The organism is Clostridium beijerinckii (assembly GCF_018223745.1).
GTDB classification, from domain to species: domain Bacteria; phylum Bacillota; class Clostridia; order Clostridiales; family Clostridiaceae; genus Clostridium; species Clostridium beijerinckii.
The window spans coordinates 566,859-586,032 of the sequence record NZ_CP073653.1 but is presented as its reverse complement, the minus strand read 5'-3'; the positions used below and the strand labels follow the sequence as shown (position 1 = coordinate 586,032).

Here is a 19,174-nt window from a genome sequence, read left to right as displayed (position 1 = left end):
AGAATATTTTTATATAGCAAATATATAATATTAAATTTAAATTAATTAAAGTATATATTCAAATTCAAAATCATTTAATCTAACCATATCACCGTCTTTTACTCCCATTTCTCTAAGTTCATCAAAAATACCTTTATTTCTAAGAACCTTATGGAAGTATCTTAAAGAATCTGCATCATTTACATTTACTGCACTTAGTAATCTATCTACAAATGTACCTTCAACTATATAAACATCATATCCCTCTTCTTTATTATGTTCAACAGTAATATCATAAGTAAATCTCTTTTCTTCTGGTATATACATTTCATCTTCTGAGATTTCTAATTCTTTAACTGGAATATCCTTAAGTATTCTTGCCGCTTCTTTCATAACAGCATCAACACCTTCATTAGTAGCTGCTGACATCTTAAATACTTTATCAAATCCCATTTCTTGAACTTTCTTTTTAAAATCTTCAAATATGCTTTCATCATAAAGCATATCAGATTTATTAGCCACAACAATTTGAGGTCTATCCCAAAGCTTTACAGAATACTTCTTTAATTCCTCATTGATTTTAATGAAATCTTCAAAAGGATCTCTTCCTTCAACACCAGATATATCGACTATATGAATTAAAAGTCTAGTTCTCTCGATATGTCTTAAAAATTGTATTCCAAGTCCAACACCTTCTGCTGCTCCTTCAATTATTCCTGGAATATCAGCCATTACAAAAGGATCAATTCCATCAACAGCAACAACACCTAGATTAGGTTTTAATGTAGTAAAATGATAATTTGCAATCTTCGGTTTTGCTTTTGTTGTCATTGATAACAATGTTGATTTACCTACATTAGGGAATCCTAATAATCCAACATCAGCGAGTAACTTTAATTCTAAAACTATATTTAACTCGTCTCCTGGCATCCCTGGTTCTGCATAATGAGGTGCTTGCTTAGTAGCAGTAGCAAATTTAACATTTCCCTTTCCACCTTTTCCACCTCTTAATAATACTAATTCTTGCCCCTTATGAGAAAGATCTGCAATTATCTTATTAGTTTCTGCTTCTCTTATAATGGTTCCCATAGGTACCTTTATATATAAACTTTCACCATCTTTACCGTAGCATTTTGAACCGCCGCCATTTTCACCAGATTCTGCAATAAACTTTTTCTTGTATTTAAAGTCTAATAACGTTGTTATTCCAGTTTCAACTTGAAAAATGATGCTACCACCCTTTCCTCCATCTCCACCATCTGGTCCGCCTAGAGGTACATACTTTTCTCTTCTAAATGAAATAGCACCATTACCACCGTTACCAGATTTAACGAAAACCTTCGCCGTATCTATAAACATAAAAATCACCTTTCCTTGTTTGTTTTACTTTATCATCTTAATATAAAATTTTTTAGTTCTATTATTACTTATTCTTTCCTAAAAAATATCGCTTTATTATATAATATTGGATTTAATGTCTAATCTCAATATATATTATCATAAAAATATTAAGGCATATCAAAGAAAATAACATCTAAAATGCTAGTCTATTTCTCTGATATCTGTCACTCTAGACATCGGCACCTTCTTAACTCATTATTTTCTTTCATATGCCTTAAAAAAGCACTCTTAAACTAAGAGTGCTTTATTTCTAAAATAATTATTCAGCTATTGCTTCAACGTCTACTGGGTAAACACTTGCTCTTTTCTTATCTCTACCAAGTCTTTCGAATTTAACAACTCCATCAACTTTAGCAAATAAAGTATCGTCCTTACCTTTTCCAACATTTTCACCTGGGTGAATTTTAGTTCCTCTTTGTCTTACAAGAATGTTTCCAGCAAGAACAAATTGTCCGTCAGCAGATTTAACTCCTAATCTTTTTGATTCAGAGTCTCTACCATTCTTAGAACTACCAACCCCTTTTTTATGAGCGAATAATTGAAGGTTCATAATTAGCATGTGACTACACCTCCTCTTTTATTAAAGTTATATATTCTCTACGTTTCTTTTTCCCTACTAATTGATCAAATCCTAAAATTACACTTTCCAAGCTTTTTTCAAAAGTTTTTAATAAAACTTGAGCTTGATTTAGTTCTTCTAGATTAAAATCTTGAAGGTCTAATTTCAAGTATCCATCTTGTATTTCGTATGTTGAATTAAGTTCTAAAACTTCATCCAAACCAATAATTACACTTTGAGATAAAACTGAAACTGAATTACATATCATATCAAATGCTTCACCTACTAAAGCAGGCTCATTTGAAAAATCTCTGTCATTACCTATAGCGTGACCATTTATTACGAATCCAACAATATCATTATTATGTTGTTTGATTTTTACTTTAACCATAATTTTATTATGCTTCGATCTTTTCGATTACTAGCTTAGTGTAAGGTTGTCTGTGTCCATTCTTTCTTCTATAGTCCTTTTTAGACTTATACTTGAAAACTACAACTTTCTTTGCCTTACCTTGTGCTGCAACCTTAGCTACAACTTTAGCTCCTTCAACTACTGGCGCACCAACTTTGATACCTTCCTCAGTTCCTACAGCTAAAACTTCGTTTAATTCAACTGTTGAGTCAACATCAGCGTTAAGTTTTTCAACGTATATTACGTCTCCTTCTTGAACTCTGTATTGTTTTCCTCCTGTTGCTAATACTGCGTACATTAAAACACCTCCTCATAACGGTCTCGCCACTTTTGGTACAAAGATTCAACTTTGTTTTACATAAAACCTTACGTGCGCGGTCTACAAAAGCCAGTTTATCATATTTCTATTACTTTGTAAAGTATAATCTATAATTTATCCATATAAACATAATTTAGCATGATTGTTAACTGATTTAATACTTTTCTATAACTGTAACTTTATAATCTTTTAAGTTATCTTTTTGCCCCTGAAATATCAGTGGTTCAATTTTATATCCTTCTATATTATCTACATAATTTAGATATATCTCTTTATCTAATCCATCTATTTCTTTCATAAACTCAAAAATATTTTCTCTTATTCTATCTTTATAAACGCTATCCATTTGTATATGAAAACAATTTATAGAACTTTCTTCCTGCATCCTTACTATATCATTTTTTATTAGCCCTTCAATATAAGATAACTTTAGAATTATTCCTCTTCCTTTACATAGGCTGCATTCTTCTTCCATATATTCATATATACTTTTTCCTTGCCTCTTTCTAGCTATTTGAACCAAATCTAGCTGGGTAAATGGGAATATCTTTACATTACCTTTATCTAACCTAAGACTTTCCTTAAGTGCATCCATTACAATATCTCTTTGACTTTTATCTCTCATATCAATAAAATCTATTACTATAATTCCACTTAAGTTTCTAAGCCTAATCTGTTTTCCTATTTCTCTAGCCGCTTCTAAATTAGTTTCCAAAATTGTTTTATTGAAACTTTTCTCCTTTATGTTTTTTCCACTATTAACATCAATAACATACATTGCTTCAGTTCTATCAATTACTATGTATCCTCCACATTGTAGGTTAACTTTATTATGCCTCAACCTTAATATTTCTTTCTCAATTCCATAAAAATCAAAAAGTTTTCTATATCCTTCATACTTCTCTATTTTTAAATTTTCCTGTCCTTTGGCAAAGCTTGATATCTTATCAAAATCAATGCTATTATCAACATAAATTTTTATAATTTCTTCTCCAGAAAAATTCATCAAAAGCTTAGTTAATGTTAAATCTTCACCATAAATCTTTCTTACTCCTAATGAATGTTTCATTTTTTTATCTATATTTTGAAATTCATCATAAAGCTTAGAAATCTCATTTTTAAGAATATTTATATCTACATTTGCACCTTCTGTCCTTACTGTTATGCAAACATCTTTTAACGGTTCAATATTCCTCAATAGTTCTATTTTCTTTTCTTTATCTTCTATTCTCTTAGAAAATTCTATTCCTTGTTCATAACAATTTAAGACAATATATTTCCCGGGAATTGACACCTTTGCAGTTAATTTGGCGCCTTTATCATTAAGAGGCTCTTTTAAAACTTCTACTAGTATATCGTCTCCCTTTTTTATTCCTTTTGCCTTTAATTCATCACTATAATATAGGTAACCTTCTTTATCTAAACCCAAATCAACAAACACTGAGTTTATAGCCGGAATTATATTTTTAATTCTTCCCTTATAAATTTCTCCTATTATCGGTTCATTCTTGCTTTCTTCAACAATGCTTTCTATTAATTCATTATTAGATTTAATAGCTACCCTTAAAATTCTTTCTCTTCTCTCAACAAAAATCTCTTTCATTCTATAACACATCCTAGTCAATGCACAATGCACAGTTCACAATGCACAATTAGTGAGCAATTTCCTTTGAAAATCTAATTATCATATAATTTGATACCTTAGTATTTTGCATTTATTATAATTTTTAAAATCTCTTAAGAGATTTATTCCTTAATTGTGTATTGCGCATTGTAAATTGTGAATTATATATTTATACACATTTATATAATGGTACAAGTTTATTATTCTTGTAAAAATACATTTCTTCTCTTTTGGTATTAACAAACGAATCTAAAATCGCATTTGAAGTTTTTTCTTGGATATAACTAACAAGTAAATCTGCACTTAAATGTTCCCTACTTCCTGTACTTATAACTGCATTAAGAATTAAGAACTCATCTTTAACCCAGAAACTAAACTCCTTAACAAAAGCCCTTATATTGACTTCTCTTTCACCTTTTTTGCTTTTCTTGACTGTATTCCACTCATTAATTTCTAAAAGTTTACCAACTTCCTCTTCTAAATTTGAGACATCAGAATACTTAATTTTTATAGTATATCTTGCTGCATCAATTAAAGCCATAGCTTGAGGAACTTTCTTTTCTCCTTCTTTATAAGGAATTGCAAGTGCACTTATATATTTTATTCCACTTGGCGCGGTCTCATTTAATTTATCCACAATTTCATTTTCATTCACCTCAGTTGTTAACACCATATCCATATACTCACCACTTGAATATACTCCTACTGATAAAGGCTGTGCTATTGATGTATTCATATGTGGATTAAATCCTTGAGAGTATTCTATAGGTAGCCCCGCTCTTCTAATATTTTTTTGAATAGTTTTAAGCACATCTAAATGAGATATAAACTTAATATTTTCCTCTTTAGTAAATTTAGTTAAGTATCGCACCTTCAAAACACTCCCCATCTTTAAAGTTCACATTAATTCCACATCCTGTACATCCTTCTCTACAGTTTTGTGTTAACTCTGCTCTTTTAGCTTTTTCATTTTCTATTTCTAAATATTTTCTATTTACTCCAATATCAATGAAATCCCATGGTAATACTTCATCATAGCTTCTTTCTCTGTATGCATAGAAATCTACATCTAAATTACACTCTTCTATAGCTTCCATCCATACGTCAAATTTAAAGTGTTGATCCCAACCGTCGAATCTAGCACCCTTTTCAAAAGCTTTAATTAAAACATCACATAATCTTCTATCCCCTCTTGCAAAAACAGATTCCATTACTGATGTCTTTTGCTCATGATAGTTATAAACTATACATTTTGATTTAATTGAAGATTTAACAGCCTTGATTTTTTCAGTAACCTCATCAAACTTCGCCATTGGTGACCATTGGAATGGAGTAAATGGTTTCGGTATAAGTATTGATGTACTTACTGTAAGTCTTAAACCTTTATTATTATTTATCTTATTAGGCACTTGTTTATATCTATATACTATTTTTTCTGCTAATTCCCCAATTCCTCTGCAATCTTCAAGCTCTTCATATGGAAGTCCGACCATAAAATAAAGCTTTAAAGTTTTCCACCCAGCTGCAAATGCACTTGTAGCTGCATCTAAAATTTTATCTTCAGTAAGACCCTTGTTGATTATGTCCCTCATTCTTTGAGAACCTGCTTCTGGAGCAAAAGTTAATCCTGTTTTTCTTACCTTTTGGATATCCTTAAGCAAATCTACTGAAAAAGCATCAACTCTTATAGACGGAAGTGCTATACCAACTCTGTCGTCTTCATGCTCATTAACTAAATCTGTAATTAATCCTTTTATATCAGAATAATCGCAAGTACTTAATGACGAAAGAGAAATTTCTTCGTATCCTGTACTTTTAACTAATTTTCTTGCTAAATCCTTTAAATCTTCCCTTGTCTTTTCTCTAACTGGTCTATAGAGCATGCCTGCCTGACAGAATCTACATCCATTTGTACATCCTCTGAATAACTCTAGAACTATTCTATCGTGAACAATTTCTGAATAGGGAACTATTATATCTGTAGGAAAATCTACCTTAGTATAATTATTTATAATTCTCTTTGTAATAGTTTTTGGTACGTCATCATACTTAGGTCTAAATTCTTTAATTGTATTTTCTTCATTGTAAATAACATCATATAAGGAAGGCACATAAATTCCTTGTATTTTAGATATTTCTCTTAGAAATTCTTTCTTCTTTCCTTTTCCTTTATACTTCTTATAAACATCTAAAACATCATTCATCATTTCTTCGCCTTCACCAATTTCAAAGAAATCAATGATATCATATAAAGGTTCTGGATTATATGCGCAAGGTCCACCAGCCATAACTATTGGCTCATCTTCTCCTCTTTCTGATGCTCTTATAGTAATACCAGACATATCAAGCATATTTAAAATATTTGTATAACTCATCTCATATTGAAGTGTGAATCCTAAAATATCAAACTCCTTTAGAGAATCTTTTGTCTCTAATGTAAATAACGGAATATTATTTTTTCTAAGCTGTTCTTCCATATCAGGCCATGGTGCAAATGATCTTTCACAATATGTATCACTTCTTTGATTTATAGTATGATAAAGTATTCTGCTTCCTAAATGTGACATTCCTACTTCATAAACATCAGGAAAGCAAAATGCAAATCTTATGTCAACTTCCTTTAGATCTTTAACAATCTCATTTAATTCTCCACCAGTGTATCTACTTGGTTTTTCAACTTTAAATAAGATATCATCTGAAATTTTATTCATTAATAAATTTCCTCCTTAAAACACACCATCATATGTGCAATTCTCCATAAATGCTTGCCTTTAAATTTTTGTCAAATTTAAAGAATTTAAAACCTTTAGTATTTCAAATACTAAAGGAACCCACTTTTTGCTTATGCATAAATAAAAGAAGTATAAACTCTAATTGCTATACTTCTTATTTGCTATCCCTATTCTAACATAATTAATTCTGAATGGGAATATTCTTATTGTTTCCAATACTATATACAATTTATTTTATTCTACATTTCCTTCAAAGCCTTTGAATTTTTATCATTGTATTTCTTACTATATCTCCAATCAATTATCCATAATATAAATGATAATCCGGCATTTATACCAAATACAAATCCAAACACTCCATAAAGGCGAAGCTTATTGAAAAAGTCTCCTGCAAAGGAATTGAACATTACATCAATTTCCTTTGGATTGAGCAGCTCAATTTGCTTATTGCTGATATTCTTTAGATTTATTTTCCTTAATATTGGCACAATATAATCACCAACTGAATTTAAACCTGTTTCAATAGTTTTACTTATAAGATAATCCTTAGATCTATCTGATATAAAGTAAAAGTTGTTATTAATTGCATTTTGAACTATAGCATCAATTGCAATCATAATTTTTTGGTTAAATTCTGCATTAGCGAAAATATATTTAATAACCCTATCAAGATCATTGCTTAGAGTACTTACATCAATAATTTGTTCTATCTTTAATTCCGATAATGTATTTTCATAGAAACTTTCCATAAACATAGATATCGATTTTTTTGATTCTTCGCTCTCAATAATTATGCTTAAAATATTACTTATACAATTTTCAATTTCATATCTATCAATTCCTTTTAATAATACAGAATTAAATTCAATGTTGAATAAATTTTTCAACATATTTTCATTAAAGAACTTTTCTATTGTTATAGATAATTTATCTTTATTAATATTTATGCTTCTATATATATCTTCTTTTATAATATTGACTTCCTCAAAAAACTTCTTATAAATCGAATCTAAATTGCTTAATCCAAATAATTCAAGATATTCTGAAAGTGGAGCCACAGCTAATGAATCTAAAATTAAATCACTTGCATTATAAATATATCCTTCAAAGTCAACATTCTTATCAAATTGTTCAAATAAATTATTTATTAATATTCGAATATTAAATTCTTCACCCTTTATATTTAATTCACTCAATCTAATAGGGTATATACTTTCATTTAATGCAGCTTTTGTAGTATTAATAAGTTTATCGTTCTCTTCTCTTAGCATTAAAGGAAGTTTTTTATTTAGTATAATATCAACAACTCTATATGCTATGTCATCTCCACCAAAAGTTGCGTAGGCTATCTTCTCAAAGAAATTAAGTTCACTCTTAATAGTTTCTTGTACATTTTCAGTTATAATATTCTGATTATTTTTTAAGTAAACAATTAATTTATTTGAAAAATAAGACGTTATAGGATGCAGATTATTATCAATTACATTCTTGACTCTACCATCAAACATTGATCCCACATCATTATTTTCATCTAAGCCATTACATAAATATTTACTTATCATATTTTCTAAATATATTTTAAAATCATTAGAAAAATATTCATATGCATATTTCCCTATATTAACTTTTGCTTTTTCTATAGAATCTTTACCTATAACCTCTTTACATGATTGTTTTATCGCTACAGAATAATAATCTTTGTATTCTTTTGTAATTAAATCTATAAAATCTACCTTTTCAATAGTACTAAGATTATCTTGTATAAGCTTATTGCCTTCCTCTTGAATATAACTTTGAATTTCAATAAGTATATCTTCTGAAATAACATCACCAATTTTGTAATTTGAAGATATTTTATTTTCTATAAACTTCGTTAAAGAACTTTTACTATTACTAATACTACTTATTATTTTAGGTATTCCATTCTGAATGTAACTTTCCTTGATAAAATTATCAAATTTGCTTTCTTTTAATCTGTTAGTAATTCCTTCGGATAAACCTGAACTACTATTACAATACTTTAAGATTATTTTATAGATATACTTTACAAAATCATTCTTTTTACTTCTAGCAAAGTCAACTAAAATTTGATAATTATTATTTTTAACTAAGGTAGTTAGTACTGAAGACATATTATCCTTATGAGAATTGAAACTTTTATTAATTTCCTCTTTGTTTAATAATTCTTCATCAATTAGTTTCGCCATTCCAATTGCGAACTCATTTTTATGTGCCGGTATATATCCTAATGCAAACTTCTTAAAAAATGGTATTTTAGATATAATTTTATTTTCTTTGTATGGATGGAAAATCATCCACAAGGCTACAACATTTGTTATGTATCCTATAAATGCCATAACTCCAAGTGACAACAATCCATTAAACATATTACTTGGAAATCCGTAAAGTCCAATAGAATTTGGAAATATTAATTGATATATTATCCCAACTACAGTACCTAAAACAGCACCAAAAACAGAAAGTGGTTTAAGTTGACTTCCCATAAAATCTTGAACTATATCGCATATTTCATCCTCGTCATATTTACTTAAACTATTTTTTGCAATTTTTTTAATATTTCCATTTAATAGACTTGGAAGCTTAGATATTAATGCTGGGTAACCTTTATTTATAAGAATATTTGATAATTGATCCTTATTAAATCCTTTATTAACTAATTCCTTAATCTGATAATTCTTATATTTATCCACAGCTTCTCTATAAATTGATACTGAATTATCCACAATATATTCCAATATGTTCACATTATAGTTTGATAATATATCTCCTATTTTAAGTTTTTTAACATTTGATAATATAACCTCTTCTAATTTCTCGCTATATGTATCTTTGTTCTTTCTGAGCAAATTATTAGCCCATATTGAAAATTTATTAGATAAACTAAATACACTTTTATCTTTAAATAATTCTGATAATTTTTTGTGGAATATTTCATCACTCTTTGAATTTATGAATTGTGCAATCAAAGTATTTATGTTTTTACATAATCTCGTTTTGTTTTTAAAAATACTTTCATATAACATTGGCTTAAGCTTTGTATTGAATAATTTTAACAAATCTAACTTAGCAATCTCATTTACTTTCTTTGAAAATTGAGATTTTATTAGTATCCTCAACGTATTCTTTCCATGAGCTGCAAATACTTTAGTAATAATTTCAGCAACATCATCAGATGTAGCTAAATTGTATTTTTCCAATGATTCTACTATGTTTTTAACCTTTGTGTCCTTCAAGTAATCTATAATAGAAGTTACTATTTTATCACTTGATTCATCATCAAAATTATTATTAATATAGCTTATAATTTTATTAACAATATTGTTTTTAGATGAAACATCTCCCATAAGTGCATTCCTAACCTTTGAGATTATAAGCTTCTTTATGCTTTCATCTATATCTTGTATCGCTTCATCAATTGCGGATTCAATCATTTCATCCAAAGATGATTTATTACTTGAAATCCACTCCAAAATATAAGGCATGACCTTAGGAATAGCTATTTTTATAAAATTCGTAAGTGATTTTTTCATCTCTTTAGGAAGTATTTCATAAATAGTAAAATCAATATTTTTCCCAATTGAAACAATCTCATTTGTAATTTTTAATATTAAATCCTTTCCTTCAGAAGAGTTAATAAATTCAGTAATTTTAATGAATAATCTTGAAATAACTTCTTCTTGCTGAGTTTCCGTAATAAAATGATTAATATCCCGACTTCCGATAGAGTCTTGTAATTTGACAAGCGTTGCATCTACATTTATATTTGAAAGCATATTGTCCAAAAACATCTTGCACGACTTTTCATCTGATAAAATATCGTTATTAAATATGTTTTCAACACACTCAATAATATTATCAGTTAATTTTTTCTGGACTTCTTTAGAAAAAATATCAGCTAAAGTAATATTAGAATTTTCCTTGTATAAATCAGAAATAAATCCATTCACTGCATCGGCATTTTCAAATTCGCAAATCAGTAGCTCATAGCATGAATTTATAACTTTTGATATCTGTTTTTCACTTAATATATCTTGTAGATCAACATTACGCATAAGACCATCTATTAATTCTGGTAAGAGTATATTTAGATTATTTCTTATAAATTCTTCACTTTTAAGTATGCTCTCTGAGAAACCATCTATTTCAGCTATTTTAGTATTTCCTAAACTATTGCTTAATTGTTTCTCAAAAAAAGTTTGAGCCATTTGTTTAATATATGTATTTATATTTATATTAGGCATTTCGGACCTTAATGTATCTGCATTTATTATATCTCTTTCTACTAATTCGCTAATCTCTTCAATAAATTTCTCCTTCTTCTTTTTAATTACCCCTCCTAGCTTTAAAGGTGTATATTCTTTAAAAAGCATATCAACTGCATATTTATTTGTGATATATCCAGCTACTCCACCTGAAAACCCCTGAAATGCTAGTAAAAAAATAAATGTTAACATCAGCTATTCTCCCCTTATGTAATATCAATTCTAAACAATAACTTTTTCACATATAAAATATGTTGTTTACATCATATTATACTAATTTATTGACTTTATTTCCACATTTCATACTACACCAACAAAAAGTGCTAATCCTCATAAAAAGATTAGCACTTTCATTAAATCTATTTTCTGTTATTCTTTATTAGGTTATATACAATTACAGCTGCTTCTGCATTGCTTATATTGTGTGACCCATTAAAGTTCCCATTAGTATCCCCTTTAATGATATTAAGAGCATAACACATTGATGCATATCCTTTATATGCGTCTTCTATATTATCTTTAAAAGGACTATTAAATATTTCAGAATGTCCAGCCAATTTCTCATATCCTAGGTATCTTATAATAAATTTTGCGGCATCATTATATGATACTACTGAATTTGGAGCTTTTTCTTCATCTTTAATTACTCCATTTTGAATTAACATATCATAAAATTCATCATCGCTATAGTTATTTTTTACTGGCGAATATATATATTTAAAGAAATTCATTTGAGTAATATTCATATTTGGATTAAATTTTTCTCCATCTATATAATACCCATTATCTAAAAGCTCTTTTACCGTCTTTTCACACCAATGCCCATTTATATCTGTATATTCTGGTAATTTATTTTCTCTATATGCTTTTCCACTATAATCTATCCTTATACCATTTATAGGATCAATAATATAGCTATCATTCTTGTTTATAAAGTCATACACTATTCCAACTTTATTTGGATCTAACATTGTATATTGTAATGAGAATCCTGCTAAATCTTTAATTTTATTAAATGCAGCTTCCTTACTTATAATATTACTAATGTCAGGAAAAGAGGCATTATCATACCAGTTATTATCATAACCAATGATTTTCCCTGTATTCTTATCTACTTCAACATTTAAGTAATTTCCAGAAAACTCTATTCCATTCACTTGACGTACATAGTTAAACATAAACGTATTTTCTTCTATTGGTCTATCAGTAATCTTTAAAATTGGATTATTTATATCCTTAAACTTTGTTTGTGTAAACTTATTAGGTGCTACTTTTTTCAAAAAGTTTTCTACTGTGTTTTGCGCATCTGCCTTAGAAGTATTACCACTTGTTCCAAGTTTATTATAATTATAAGAATGTAACGATATTACTTCTCCAGATTTTGCATTCACTCTTCCATATACACCGTCAAAAGAAATATTCCATGAATATTCATCATCAAGATAGTTTTTATTTAATGATGCATCACTAACTTTCATATCAGCCGTTATTAAATCAGATGTTTCTCTAAGTATACTTTCTGCCTTTTCTTTACTTATAAGATTTGCAACATTCCGAATCGCATCCATCTCTTCTTGTGTCAACTCTTGATTTGCTTTATCCAAATTATTTGCAGAAGCATTTACTAATGAATGATCCTTATTTCTATCATCTAATTTATTATCACTTGAATATGATACTACTTGTCCAGTTTTAGCATCAATAAATTCACTTATATTACTTGGAGCATATCCTGCAAATATATTCATTTTCTTCTTCTCATAATCATAATAAGAATAATATTTTAAATCTATACCTATTTTATCTATATATGCTTTTTCTGCAGTAACAGAATCAATTATCCCACTTAAATTAGGATATTCAGCTCCCTTTACTTCTAAATTGTCATTGCTAAATGATGTCACTTTCCCACTGTATTTATTTACACCAACATTTATATAAATATAGTTAACCGGAATTTCATTTACAAACTTTTGATAAGTAAAGTTATACTCATCTCCTTGAAAAGAAGCTGAATCATTTTTTACTAACTTTATTTCTCCAATATATTCTGGAATTACATTTTTCAAAAAATCTTCTGCTGAAACTTGGGCCTGATCTTTCGTAATATTTGCTAAACCGTCTTTGCTCTCCTTGCTATCCCCATAATAATTACTATATTGATATAAGAATCCATCTTCACCTATTGATGCAGATATTGATCCTTTCTTATCTTCTTTTTCTGCCCAATTTAAATCCCAAATTCTAACTTTTGTCCCCCTAACTTCACGTTCGCTTGAATTATGTGTAAACTCTGTATAATCATCTGGAACTGTTATAATTTTCTTTGCTGATATGATAGCTTGCTCTAAGTTTTTGCTATCTTCATCCGCAGCAAATGTCGGAATAGAAATAGTAGACAATATTAAACATAATGTTAATATCCCGCTTATAATACCTTTCTTTTTCATAAATATCCTCCAATCTTTAATAATGAGTTATTTTTTATACTATCTAAATATAATACGATTCTTCATATGAAAATTTTGCATTAAATTATAATTTTTTCACAAATTTTTATACAGTTACTTTTAAATACCTGTGTTAAAGCAATAAATTAATATTTTAAATTTTGGTAATTCATAAAAAATCTAAAATTTTCTATATAAGAAATGGAGTTAATAATTAATTTTAATTATTAACTCCACACTACTAACTATTATCATACTATGCATCTATTAATACTTTCTTCTACTTTATATTCATCTATATTTTGTTTTATTTTTAATATAGATGACAAAACTACTCTCACTAAAATATTACTAAAAAAAATATCTCGCCTTTTATCTCCTAAATTTCTAATATAAATACTGTGCATATCTTCAATATAATCTACTATATCATTTATAGACTTTAATTCTATTCTGGATTCCTCTGTGCATTCATTCCACACTTCAGATAGCTTTTTCCACCATAAAATTCTTTGAGTTTGCTCATATAATTCATGCCTAATAATATTTCCTTCAAAAGCTTTATTATGTGGAAAAGTAAAAAAATCACATAGGTAATGACTCAATATTCCTAGCTTAATTGAAATATCCTTATTTCTTTTAATTTCACCATAAATTATTTCATCAATAATCCCTATAACCTTCTCCCAATCCTCATTTTTACTATGCATAGTCATTCTATATTTGAGCTTTAAATCAGGTAACACATTTCCATAAATAAAAAAGTTACTATCAATAATATTTGAGTAGCCTCTCTCAATTAATTCCTTGCTAAGAAAATAGCCTATTTTCCCATGAAGTAAAGTATCCATATTAACGCTCCTACCCTTTTTAATCACATTTAGAGAGTAATAAACAAGTAATTGTCTGAATCACAATACAAAAGTGCATTTTCACACATAGAAGATACATTTTTATTATGGTACTAGTTATTACTCTTCATCACATGCTTAAATTATAAAAAAAGTAAGTTAAATCACCATTACGTTTCTGTTATTTTTTAACGAGCTTAATTATTTTTCTTTTTTAATTGTACATACTCTTCTAGTGTTATATTTCCATAATCCTTTAATGCTTTTATAAGCTCATCTTCATGTATTATACTAATGAGTTCCATGTCATCATTAAGAATATAAAAACTGTTAAATTTGTTTTTATCAACTAAAGATAAAACATTAACTAAACCTTTTTTATAATACACAGAAATTGATTTATTCTCTATATAGTTATGCTTTTTTAACTTTCTTATTTTCTTGATCATATCTCCCATTATTATATACATAGTTTTTTCTTTTTCTATAAATGTTGCATATGTGATTAATATGACTGCAAGAAATAAACTTATATTAACTTTATGTAATATCATTATTATAATAAATATTAAAAATAATGTTCCTGAAATAATAAAGCTAAAGATTTCTGTAATTTTCTTTGATCTTTTATATAATAGCTTCTTTGATAATAGTATTTCACATACCCTTGAACCATCAAGAGGATAAGCAGGCAATAAATTGAATGCTCCTAAAAAGAAATTAACTTTTATACTATCTTCAATAATTTGATACTTAAAATATCCATATAAATAGCACATAACCACAGCCATAAAAATATTGAAAAATGGTCCAGCTAAATATAAAATCATTTTTTTTCTTTCAGTTAACTCATCGATGTCACTTAATTCGACTTTAGCACCAAATATGCTAATATTAACATTATTAAATTTGCACCCAAATTTACTTGCAACTATCATATGTGCAAATTCATGCAATATTACCCACAGAAAACTAATAACAATGTAACCTTCATAATCTCCAAGCCACATTAATATCGACAGTTCTAAAATCAATACCATATACCATTTCTTCATTTCTAACCCCTATAATATTGCTATATCAAAATAATTTGCAATGCACAAGTAAAAAATGGAACTTAATCAAATATTAAAATATATTTTATATTCATAATAATATGTTATTTCCTATAAATTTAATTGTTCATATTACTGTTGCTTCTTATATATTCCATAAAATTAAAAGTCCTTAACTTTAAATTTTCAATTTTCAAATCATCTACAGTAAAATTTCCAATCTTTAAATCCTTACCTTTTATATTTCCTATCTGCATTGTACTAAAAGTATCTATATACTCGTTATAATTAAAATTTCGGTTTAATGCTTGTTTACATTTAATGTGCATTTCTTGTACTTGTGCGTAAGGGGTATACTTCAATCCAACAAAAAATAGCAATAAAAGTGTAGCTCCAGTTAGTTCCTTAGTTATTCTCTTAATCAAAACATTTATCATCTTATCGTTACTTTTCATATTACTCCCATATCTTGAACCAATGATAGCATTATTAGCTTTCTTGCCTGAAGTCAAATGGTTCCTTTTATCCTTTCTTCCTTTCGTTGTATTATTAATGTTCTTATAGTAATCCTCATAAGCTGATCTATAGCTGCCCATGATACACTCCTTTCAAATTCATTCACATTAAAGTATATTTACTACTTCATAAAATTATGAGAACAAAATTGTTGCAGAATCTTTGTATTTGCTACATTCCGCAATATTTAGATATCATTTAGGCTGCTTAATTAAAAAAATACACCGCCTAGAATTTTTATGCCACTAATACCTACTCTTCGAAAATCATCTATTTTATAATAAATAATCCTTAAAAATTAAAATAAGATTAATAATTTTATACTGTACTCAAAATTCTTATTTGCAATTTCTACTGTACTGGATAAAATTATTAATCCTATTATTTTATAAATAATTTTGGTATATTCACTATAATTATTTTTTACATTTCCCTCCAAATTGAGCACTCAACTTATTGAAATTATAGCATAAATTTATTATAGCAACATGCATATTCTAAAAGTGTATCTTTTTTCTTCTCATTCCTACATTTATTACTAGTGCTATTGAAATTACTGTTGTAAGCAATGAACTTCCTCCATAGCTAACAAGCGGCAGGGTTATTCCTGTAATTGGTAGTAATCCTATTGTCATCCCTATATTCTGCAATATAGCAAATAAAAAATATGACACTATTCCAACACATATAACTGAGCCAAATATATCTTTAGATGTTCGTGCTACTGAAATCATCTTATATATAAGAAATCCGTAAAGCATTAACAAAACAATTGCACCTAAAAAGCCCCATTGATCTGCTATTGCAGCAAAAATAAAGTCCGTCTGAACTTCTGGTACATTTTGTGCAGCATATGTTGTAACCCCATCTTGAGCCAGCGACGGACTACTTCCAAGTAATCCACCTGAACCAATTGCAATCAACGACTGATTTAAATGATACGTACTTGCATCATCGATGCTTGGATTCAAAAATGCTGTAAATCTTGCTTTTTGATATGTTTCTATGAGTCCTGAATTCCACACAATCACTATTCCAAGTACTAAGCAGGCTAATCCTCCAGCAATAATTCTCGTATCAAACCCCATTGTATAAAATATTCCTAAAACTATAAAGAAACATACCATACTCATTCCCATATCAGGTTGGATTACAATAAATATTACTGGTACTATGCAATAAAATGCTAGTGTTAAAAAATTCTTAACATCATTTATTTTTCCGTCCATCTCATCTAACTTCTTACCCAGCATAAGTATAATTACAAACTTTGCAAATTCTGACGGCTGAAGGTTACCTACTCCTAAACGGATCCATCCTCTAGCACCATTAACTACTATTCCAATCCCTGGAACCATGGTTAATATAAGAAGAACTACAACTCCCCAATATAATATAGGTACATAGTTAAATATTATCTTATAATCTACTGCCACAAAAATATATAACGCTACAAGTGATATTGCAAACCAACCCAGCTGTTGCTTTACAAAACTCAATCCAAATTGTCCTTTTGTGCATAGATATATATTAAATGTTCCGTATAAAATTAAAAGAATTAAAGAAATTAATATAGTCTTATCAATTTCTTTAATTAATTTCATATCTAATTTTAATAGTCTAAACAATATCTCACCTCCTAGTTATATTAATCTTATATAACTCAATCAATCTTAATTATACATTATTATTACCGCATTCTCCATAATAATTATATTGGGTATAAAAAACATAATAATTTTGTAATAATTTAAAGATAATATCTTGTTAAATACCCAAAGTCATCCATATTTAACAAACTTAATTATTATAAAAAAATGAGATGACTTGTTTTAAAGAATTAGCCATACAATTCTTTAAAACAAACATCTCTTATAATTTAAACAAAACAAGTTACTTATCTTCCCTTTATACTTTTAATTGGAATGTTAGCTATTAATGCAGAAGTATTTTCACCTTCTTCATCTCCATTCTTATTTACGGATATTTCAACATCCTCAACTTGTATATCAATATACTTAGAAATTACTTCTAAAATCTCTTCTCTTATTTTCTCAATAATATCTGGGGCAATTTCTCCTCTATCATGTATAAGAATTAGCTTTAGTCTGTCTTTTGCAACTTCTTTAGGTGTTGGCTTACTATTTAAACTCTTAAAAAAACCCATTCTCTCAACCTCCCTTAATTTCGCTTAAATAGCTTCTTTAAGGAGCTAAAAAATCCCTGATGCTCTTCTGTATGTAAATCAATAATAGGAACTTCTTCACCTGTAATTCTTCTAGCTATGTTTCTGAATGCTTGTCCAGCAATCGCACCTTCTTCTAACACAATAGGTTCACCTTTATTAGTTGAAATAGTTATATTCTTATCATCCGGAACTACTCCAAGTAACTCTACTGATAATGTTTCAATAATATCAGCTACATCAAGCATGTCTCCATTCTTAGTCATTTCATAGTTCAATCTATTTACAATAACAGAATGGTCTTCCAATCCCTTTGAATCAAGCTTACCAATAACCCTATCAGCATCTCTAACAGATGTTATTTCTGGATTTACAACAATAATTGCTTTTTCTGCACCTATTACAGCATTTTCAAAACCTTGTTCTATTCCTGCTGGAGAATCTATTAAGACATAATCAAACTCTTCTTTTAATTCATTTACTATTTTTAACATTTCCTGTGGACTTATATCATCTTTATCCTTAGTTTGCGCTGTTGGTAAAAGAAATAAATTTGCAAATCTCTTGTCTTTTATAAGCCCTTGTTTTAATCTGCATCTTCCTTCTATAACATCAATTATTGTATATACTATTCTGTTTTCTAATCCTAGCAATACATCTAAATTTCTAAGCCCTGTATCTCCATCTATAACAACTACTTTCTTACCAAGTGATGCTAAAGCAGTTCCTATATTGGCTGTAGTTGTTGTTTTTCCAACTCCACCTTTACCTGAAGTTATTACAATAGATACTCCCATTAAAAAATCCC

At 28.1% G+C, this 19,174-nt stretch carries 15 protein-coding genes; all 15 read right to left on the bottom strand.

The window, feature by feature from the left end; translation table 11 throughout:
* Nucleotides 1–45 precede the first annotated feature (45 nt).
* Nucleotides 46–1,338, bottom strand: a complete 1,293-nt coding sequence (gene obgE, locus KEC93_RS02845) for a GTPase ObgE (protein ID WP_023973713.1) — start codon at nt 1,336–1,338, stop codon at nt 46–48.
* Between the two features lie 301 nt (nt 1,339–1,639).
* Nucleotides 1,640–1,939, bottom strand: coding sequence for a 50S ribosomal protein L27 (gene rpmA, locus KEC93_RS02840; RefSeq protein ID WP_011967859.1), 300 nt, complete (start codon nt 1,937–1,939; stop codon nt 1,640–1,642).
* Nucleotides 1,940–1,943: 4 nt separating this feature from the next.
* Nucleotides 1,944–2,330: a ribosomal-processing cysteine protease Prp gene (locus KEC93_RS02835; RefSeq protein WP_011967858.1), complete on the bottom strand. Its 387-nt coding sequence runs from the start codon at nt 2,328–2,330 to the stop codon at nt 1,944–1,946.
* Nucleotides 2,331–2,337: 7 nt separating this feature from the next.
* A complete protein-coding gene (gene rplU, locus KEC93_RS02830; RefSeq protein ID WP_011967857.1) occupies nt 2,338–2,649 on the bottom strand; it encodes a 50S ribosomal protein L21 in 312 nt (103 codons plus the stop codon).
* Between the two features lie 175 nt (nt 2,650–2,824).
* Entirely contained in the window at nt 2,825–4,273 is a 1,449-nt protein-coding gene (locus tag KEC93_RS02825) for an Rne/Rng family ribonuclease (RefSeq protein ID WP_039770318.1), read from the bottom strand.
* A gap of 190 nt (nt 4,274–4,463) precedes the next feature.
* Nucleotides 4,464–5,165 carry a TIGR03936 family radical SAM-associated protein gene (locus KEC93_RS02820; RefSeq protein WP_017209731.1) on the bottom strand — a complete coding sequence of 234 codons (702 nt, stop codon included), beginning with the start codon at nt 5,163–5,165 and terminating at the stop codon, nt 4,464–4,466.
* Complete coding sequence (locus KEC93_RS02815) at nt 5,149–7,005, bottom strand: TIGR03960 family B12-binding radical SAM protein (RefSeq protein WP_077867723.1); 1,857 nt, start codon at nt 7,003–7,005, stop codon at nt 5,149–5,151. The genes KEC93_RS02820 and KEC93_RS02815 overlap by 17 nt, the downstream gene beginning before the upstream one ends.
* A 260-nt stretch (nt 7,006–7,265) precedes the next feature.
* The gene (locus KEC93_RS02810; protein ID WP_077867722.1) at nt 7,266–11,501 is read right to left on the bottom strand and encodes a DUF445 family protein; all 4,236 of its coding nucleotides are present in this window, start codon (nt 11,499–11,501) and stop codon (nt 7,266–7,268) included.
* 167 nt (nt 11,502–11,668) lie between these two features.
* Entirely contained in the window at nt 11,669–13,759 is a 2,091-nt protein-coding gene (locus KEC93_RS02805; protein WP_077867721.1) for an S-layer homology domain-containing protein, read from the bottom strand.
* Between the two features lie 251 nt (nt 13,760–14,010).
* Entirely contained in the window at nt 14,011–14,610 is a 600-nt protein-coding gene (locus KEC93_RS02800) for a zinc dependent phospholipase C family protein (RefSeq protein WP_078115862.1), read from the bottom strand.
* 197 nt (nt 14,611–14,807) lie between these two features.
* The gene (locus tag KEC93_RS02795) at nt 14,808–15,665 is read right to left on the bottom strand and encodes a M50 family metallopeptidase (RefSeq protein WP_011967850.1); all 858 of its coding nucleotides are present in this window, start codon (nt 15,663–15,665) and stop codon (nt 14,808–14,810) included.
* Between the two features lie 119 nt (nt 15,666–15,784).
* Complete coding sequence (locus KEC93_RS02790; protein ID WP_011967849.1) at nt 15,785–16,261, bottom strand: hypothetical protein; 477 nt, start codon at nt 16,259–16,261, stop codon at nt 15,785–15,787.
* A gap of 417 nt (nt 16,262–16,678) precedes the next feature.
* Nucleotides 16,679–17,809, bottom strand: a complete 1,131-nt coding sequence (locus tag KEC93_RS02785; protein WP_077868985.1) for an FtsW/RodA/SpoVE family cell cycle protein — start codon at nt 17,807–17,809, stop codon at nt 16,679–16,681.
* 269 nt (nt 17,810–18,078) lie between these two features.
* Complete coding sequence (minE, locus tag KEC93_RS02780; protein ID WP_011967847.1) at nt 18,079–18,348, bottom strand: cell division topological specificity factor MinE; 270 nt, start codon at nt 18,346–18,348, stop codon at nt 18,079–18,081.
* A 14-nt stretch (nt 18,349–18,362) separates the two neighbouring features.
* Nucleotides 18,363–19,163 carry a septum site-determining protein MinD gene (gene minD, locus KEC93_RS02775; protein ID WP_011967846.1) on the bottom strand — a complete coding sequence of 267 codons (801 nt, stop codon included), beginning with the start codon at nt 19,161–19,163 and terminating at the stop codon, nt 18,363–18,365.
* Nucleotides 19,164–19,174 lie beyond the last annotated feature (11 nt).

What these genes read in the sequence shown, in the direction of transcription:
- minD (WP_011967846.1), bottom strand. Translation starts at nt 19,163, where the DNA reads ATGGGAGTATCTATTGTAATAACTTCAGGTAAAGGTGGAGTTGGAAAA.
- KEC93_RS02805 (WP_077867721.1), bottom strand. Translation starts at nt 13,759, where the DNA reads ATGAAAAAGAAAGGTATTATAAGCGGGATATTAACATTATGTTTAATA.
- rplU (WP_011967857.1), bottom strand. Translation starts at nt 2,649, where the DNA reads ATGTACGCAGTATTAGCAACAGGAGGAAAACAATACAGAGTTCAAGAA.
- KEC93_RS02835 (WP_011967858.1), bottom strand. Translation starts at nt 2,330, where the DNA reads ATGGTTAAAGTAAAAATCAAACAACATAATAATGATATTGTTGGATTC.
- KEC93_RS02825 (WP_039770318.1), bottom strand. Translation starts at nt 4,273, where the DNA reads ATGAAAGAGATTTTTGTTGAGAGAAGAGAAAGAATTTTAAGGGTAGCT.
- KEC93_RS02790 (WP_011967849.1), bottom strand. Translation starts at nt 16,261, where the DNA reads ATGGGCAGCTATAGATCAGCTTATGAGGATTACTATAAGAACATTAAT.
- minE (WP_011967847.1), bottom strand. Translation starts at nt 18,348, where the DNA reads ATGGGTTTTTTTAAGAGTTTAAATAGTAAGCCAACACCTAAAGAAGTT.
- KEC93_RS02795 (WP_011967850.1), bottom strand. Translation starts at nt 15,665, where the DNA reads ATGAAGAAATGGTATATGGTATTGATTTTAGAACTGTCGATATTAATG.
- KEC93_RS02800 (WP_078115862.1), bottom strand. Translation starts at nt 14,610, where the DNA reads ATGGATACTTTACTTCATGGGAAAATAGGCTATTTTCTTAGCAAGGAA.
- KEC93_RS02815 (WP_077867723.1), bottom strand. Translation starts at nt 7,005, where the DNA reads ATGAATAAAATTTCAGATGATATCTTATTTAAAGTTGAAAAACCAAGT.
- KEC93_RS02810 (WP_077867722.1), bottom strand. Translation starts at nt 11,501, where the DNA reads ATGTTAACATTTATTTTTTTACTAGCATTTCAGGGGTTTTCAGGTGGA.
- rpmA (WP_011967859.1), bottom strand. Translation starts at nt 1,939, where the DNA reads ATGCTAATTATGAACCTTCAATTATTCGCTCATAAAAAAGGGGTTGGT.
- obgE (WP_023973713.1), bottom strand. Translation starts at nt 1,338, where the DNA reads ATGTTTATAGATACGGCGAAGGTTTTCGTTAAATCTGGTAACGGTGGT.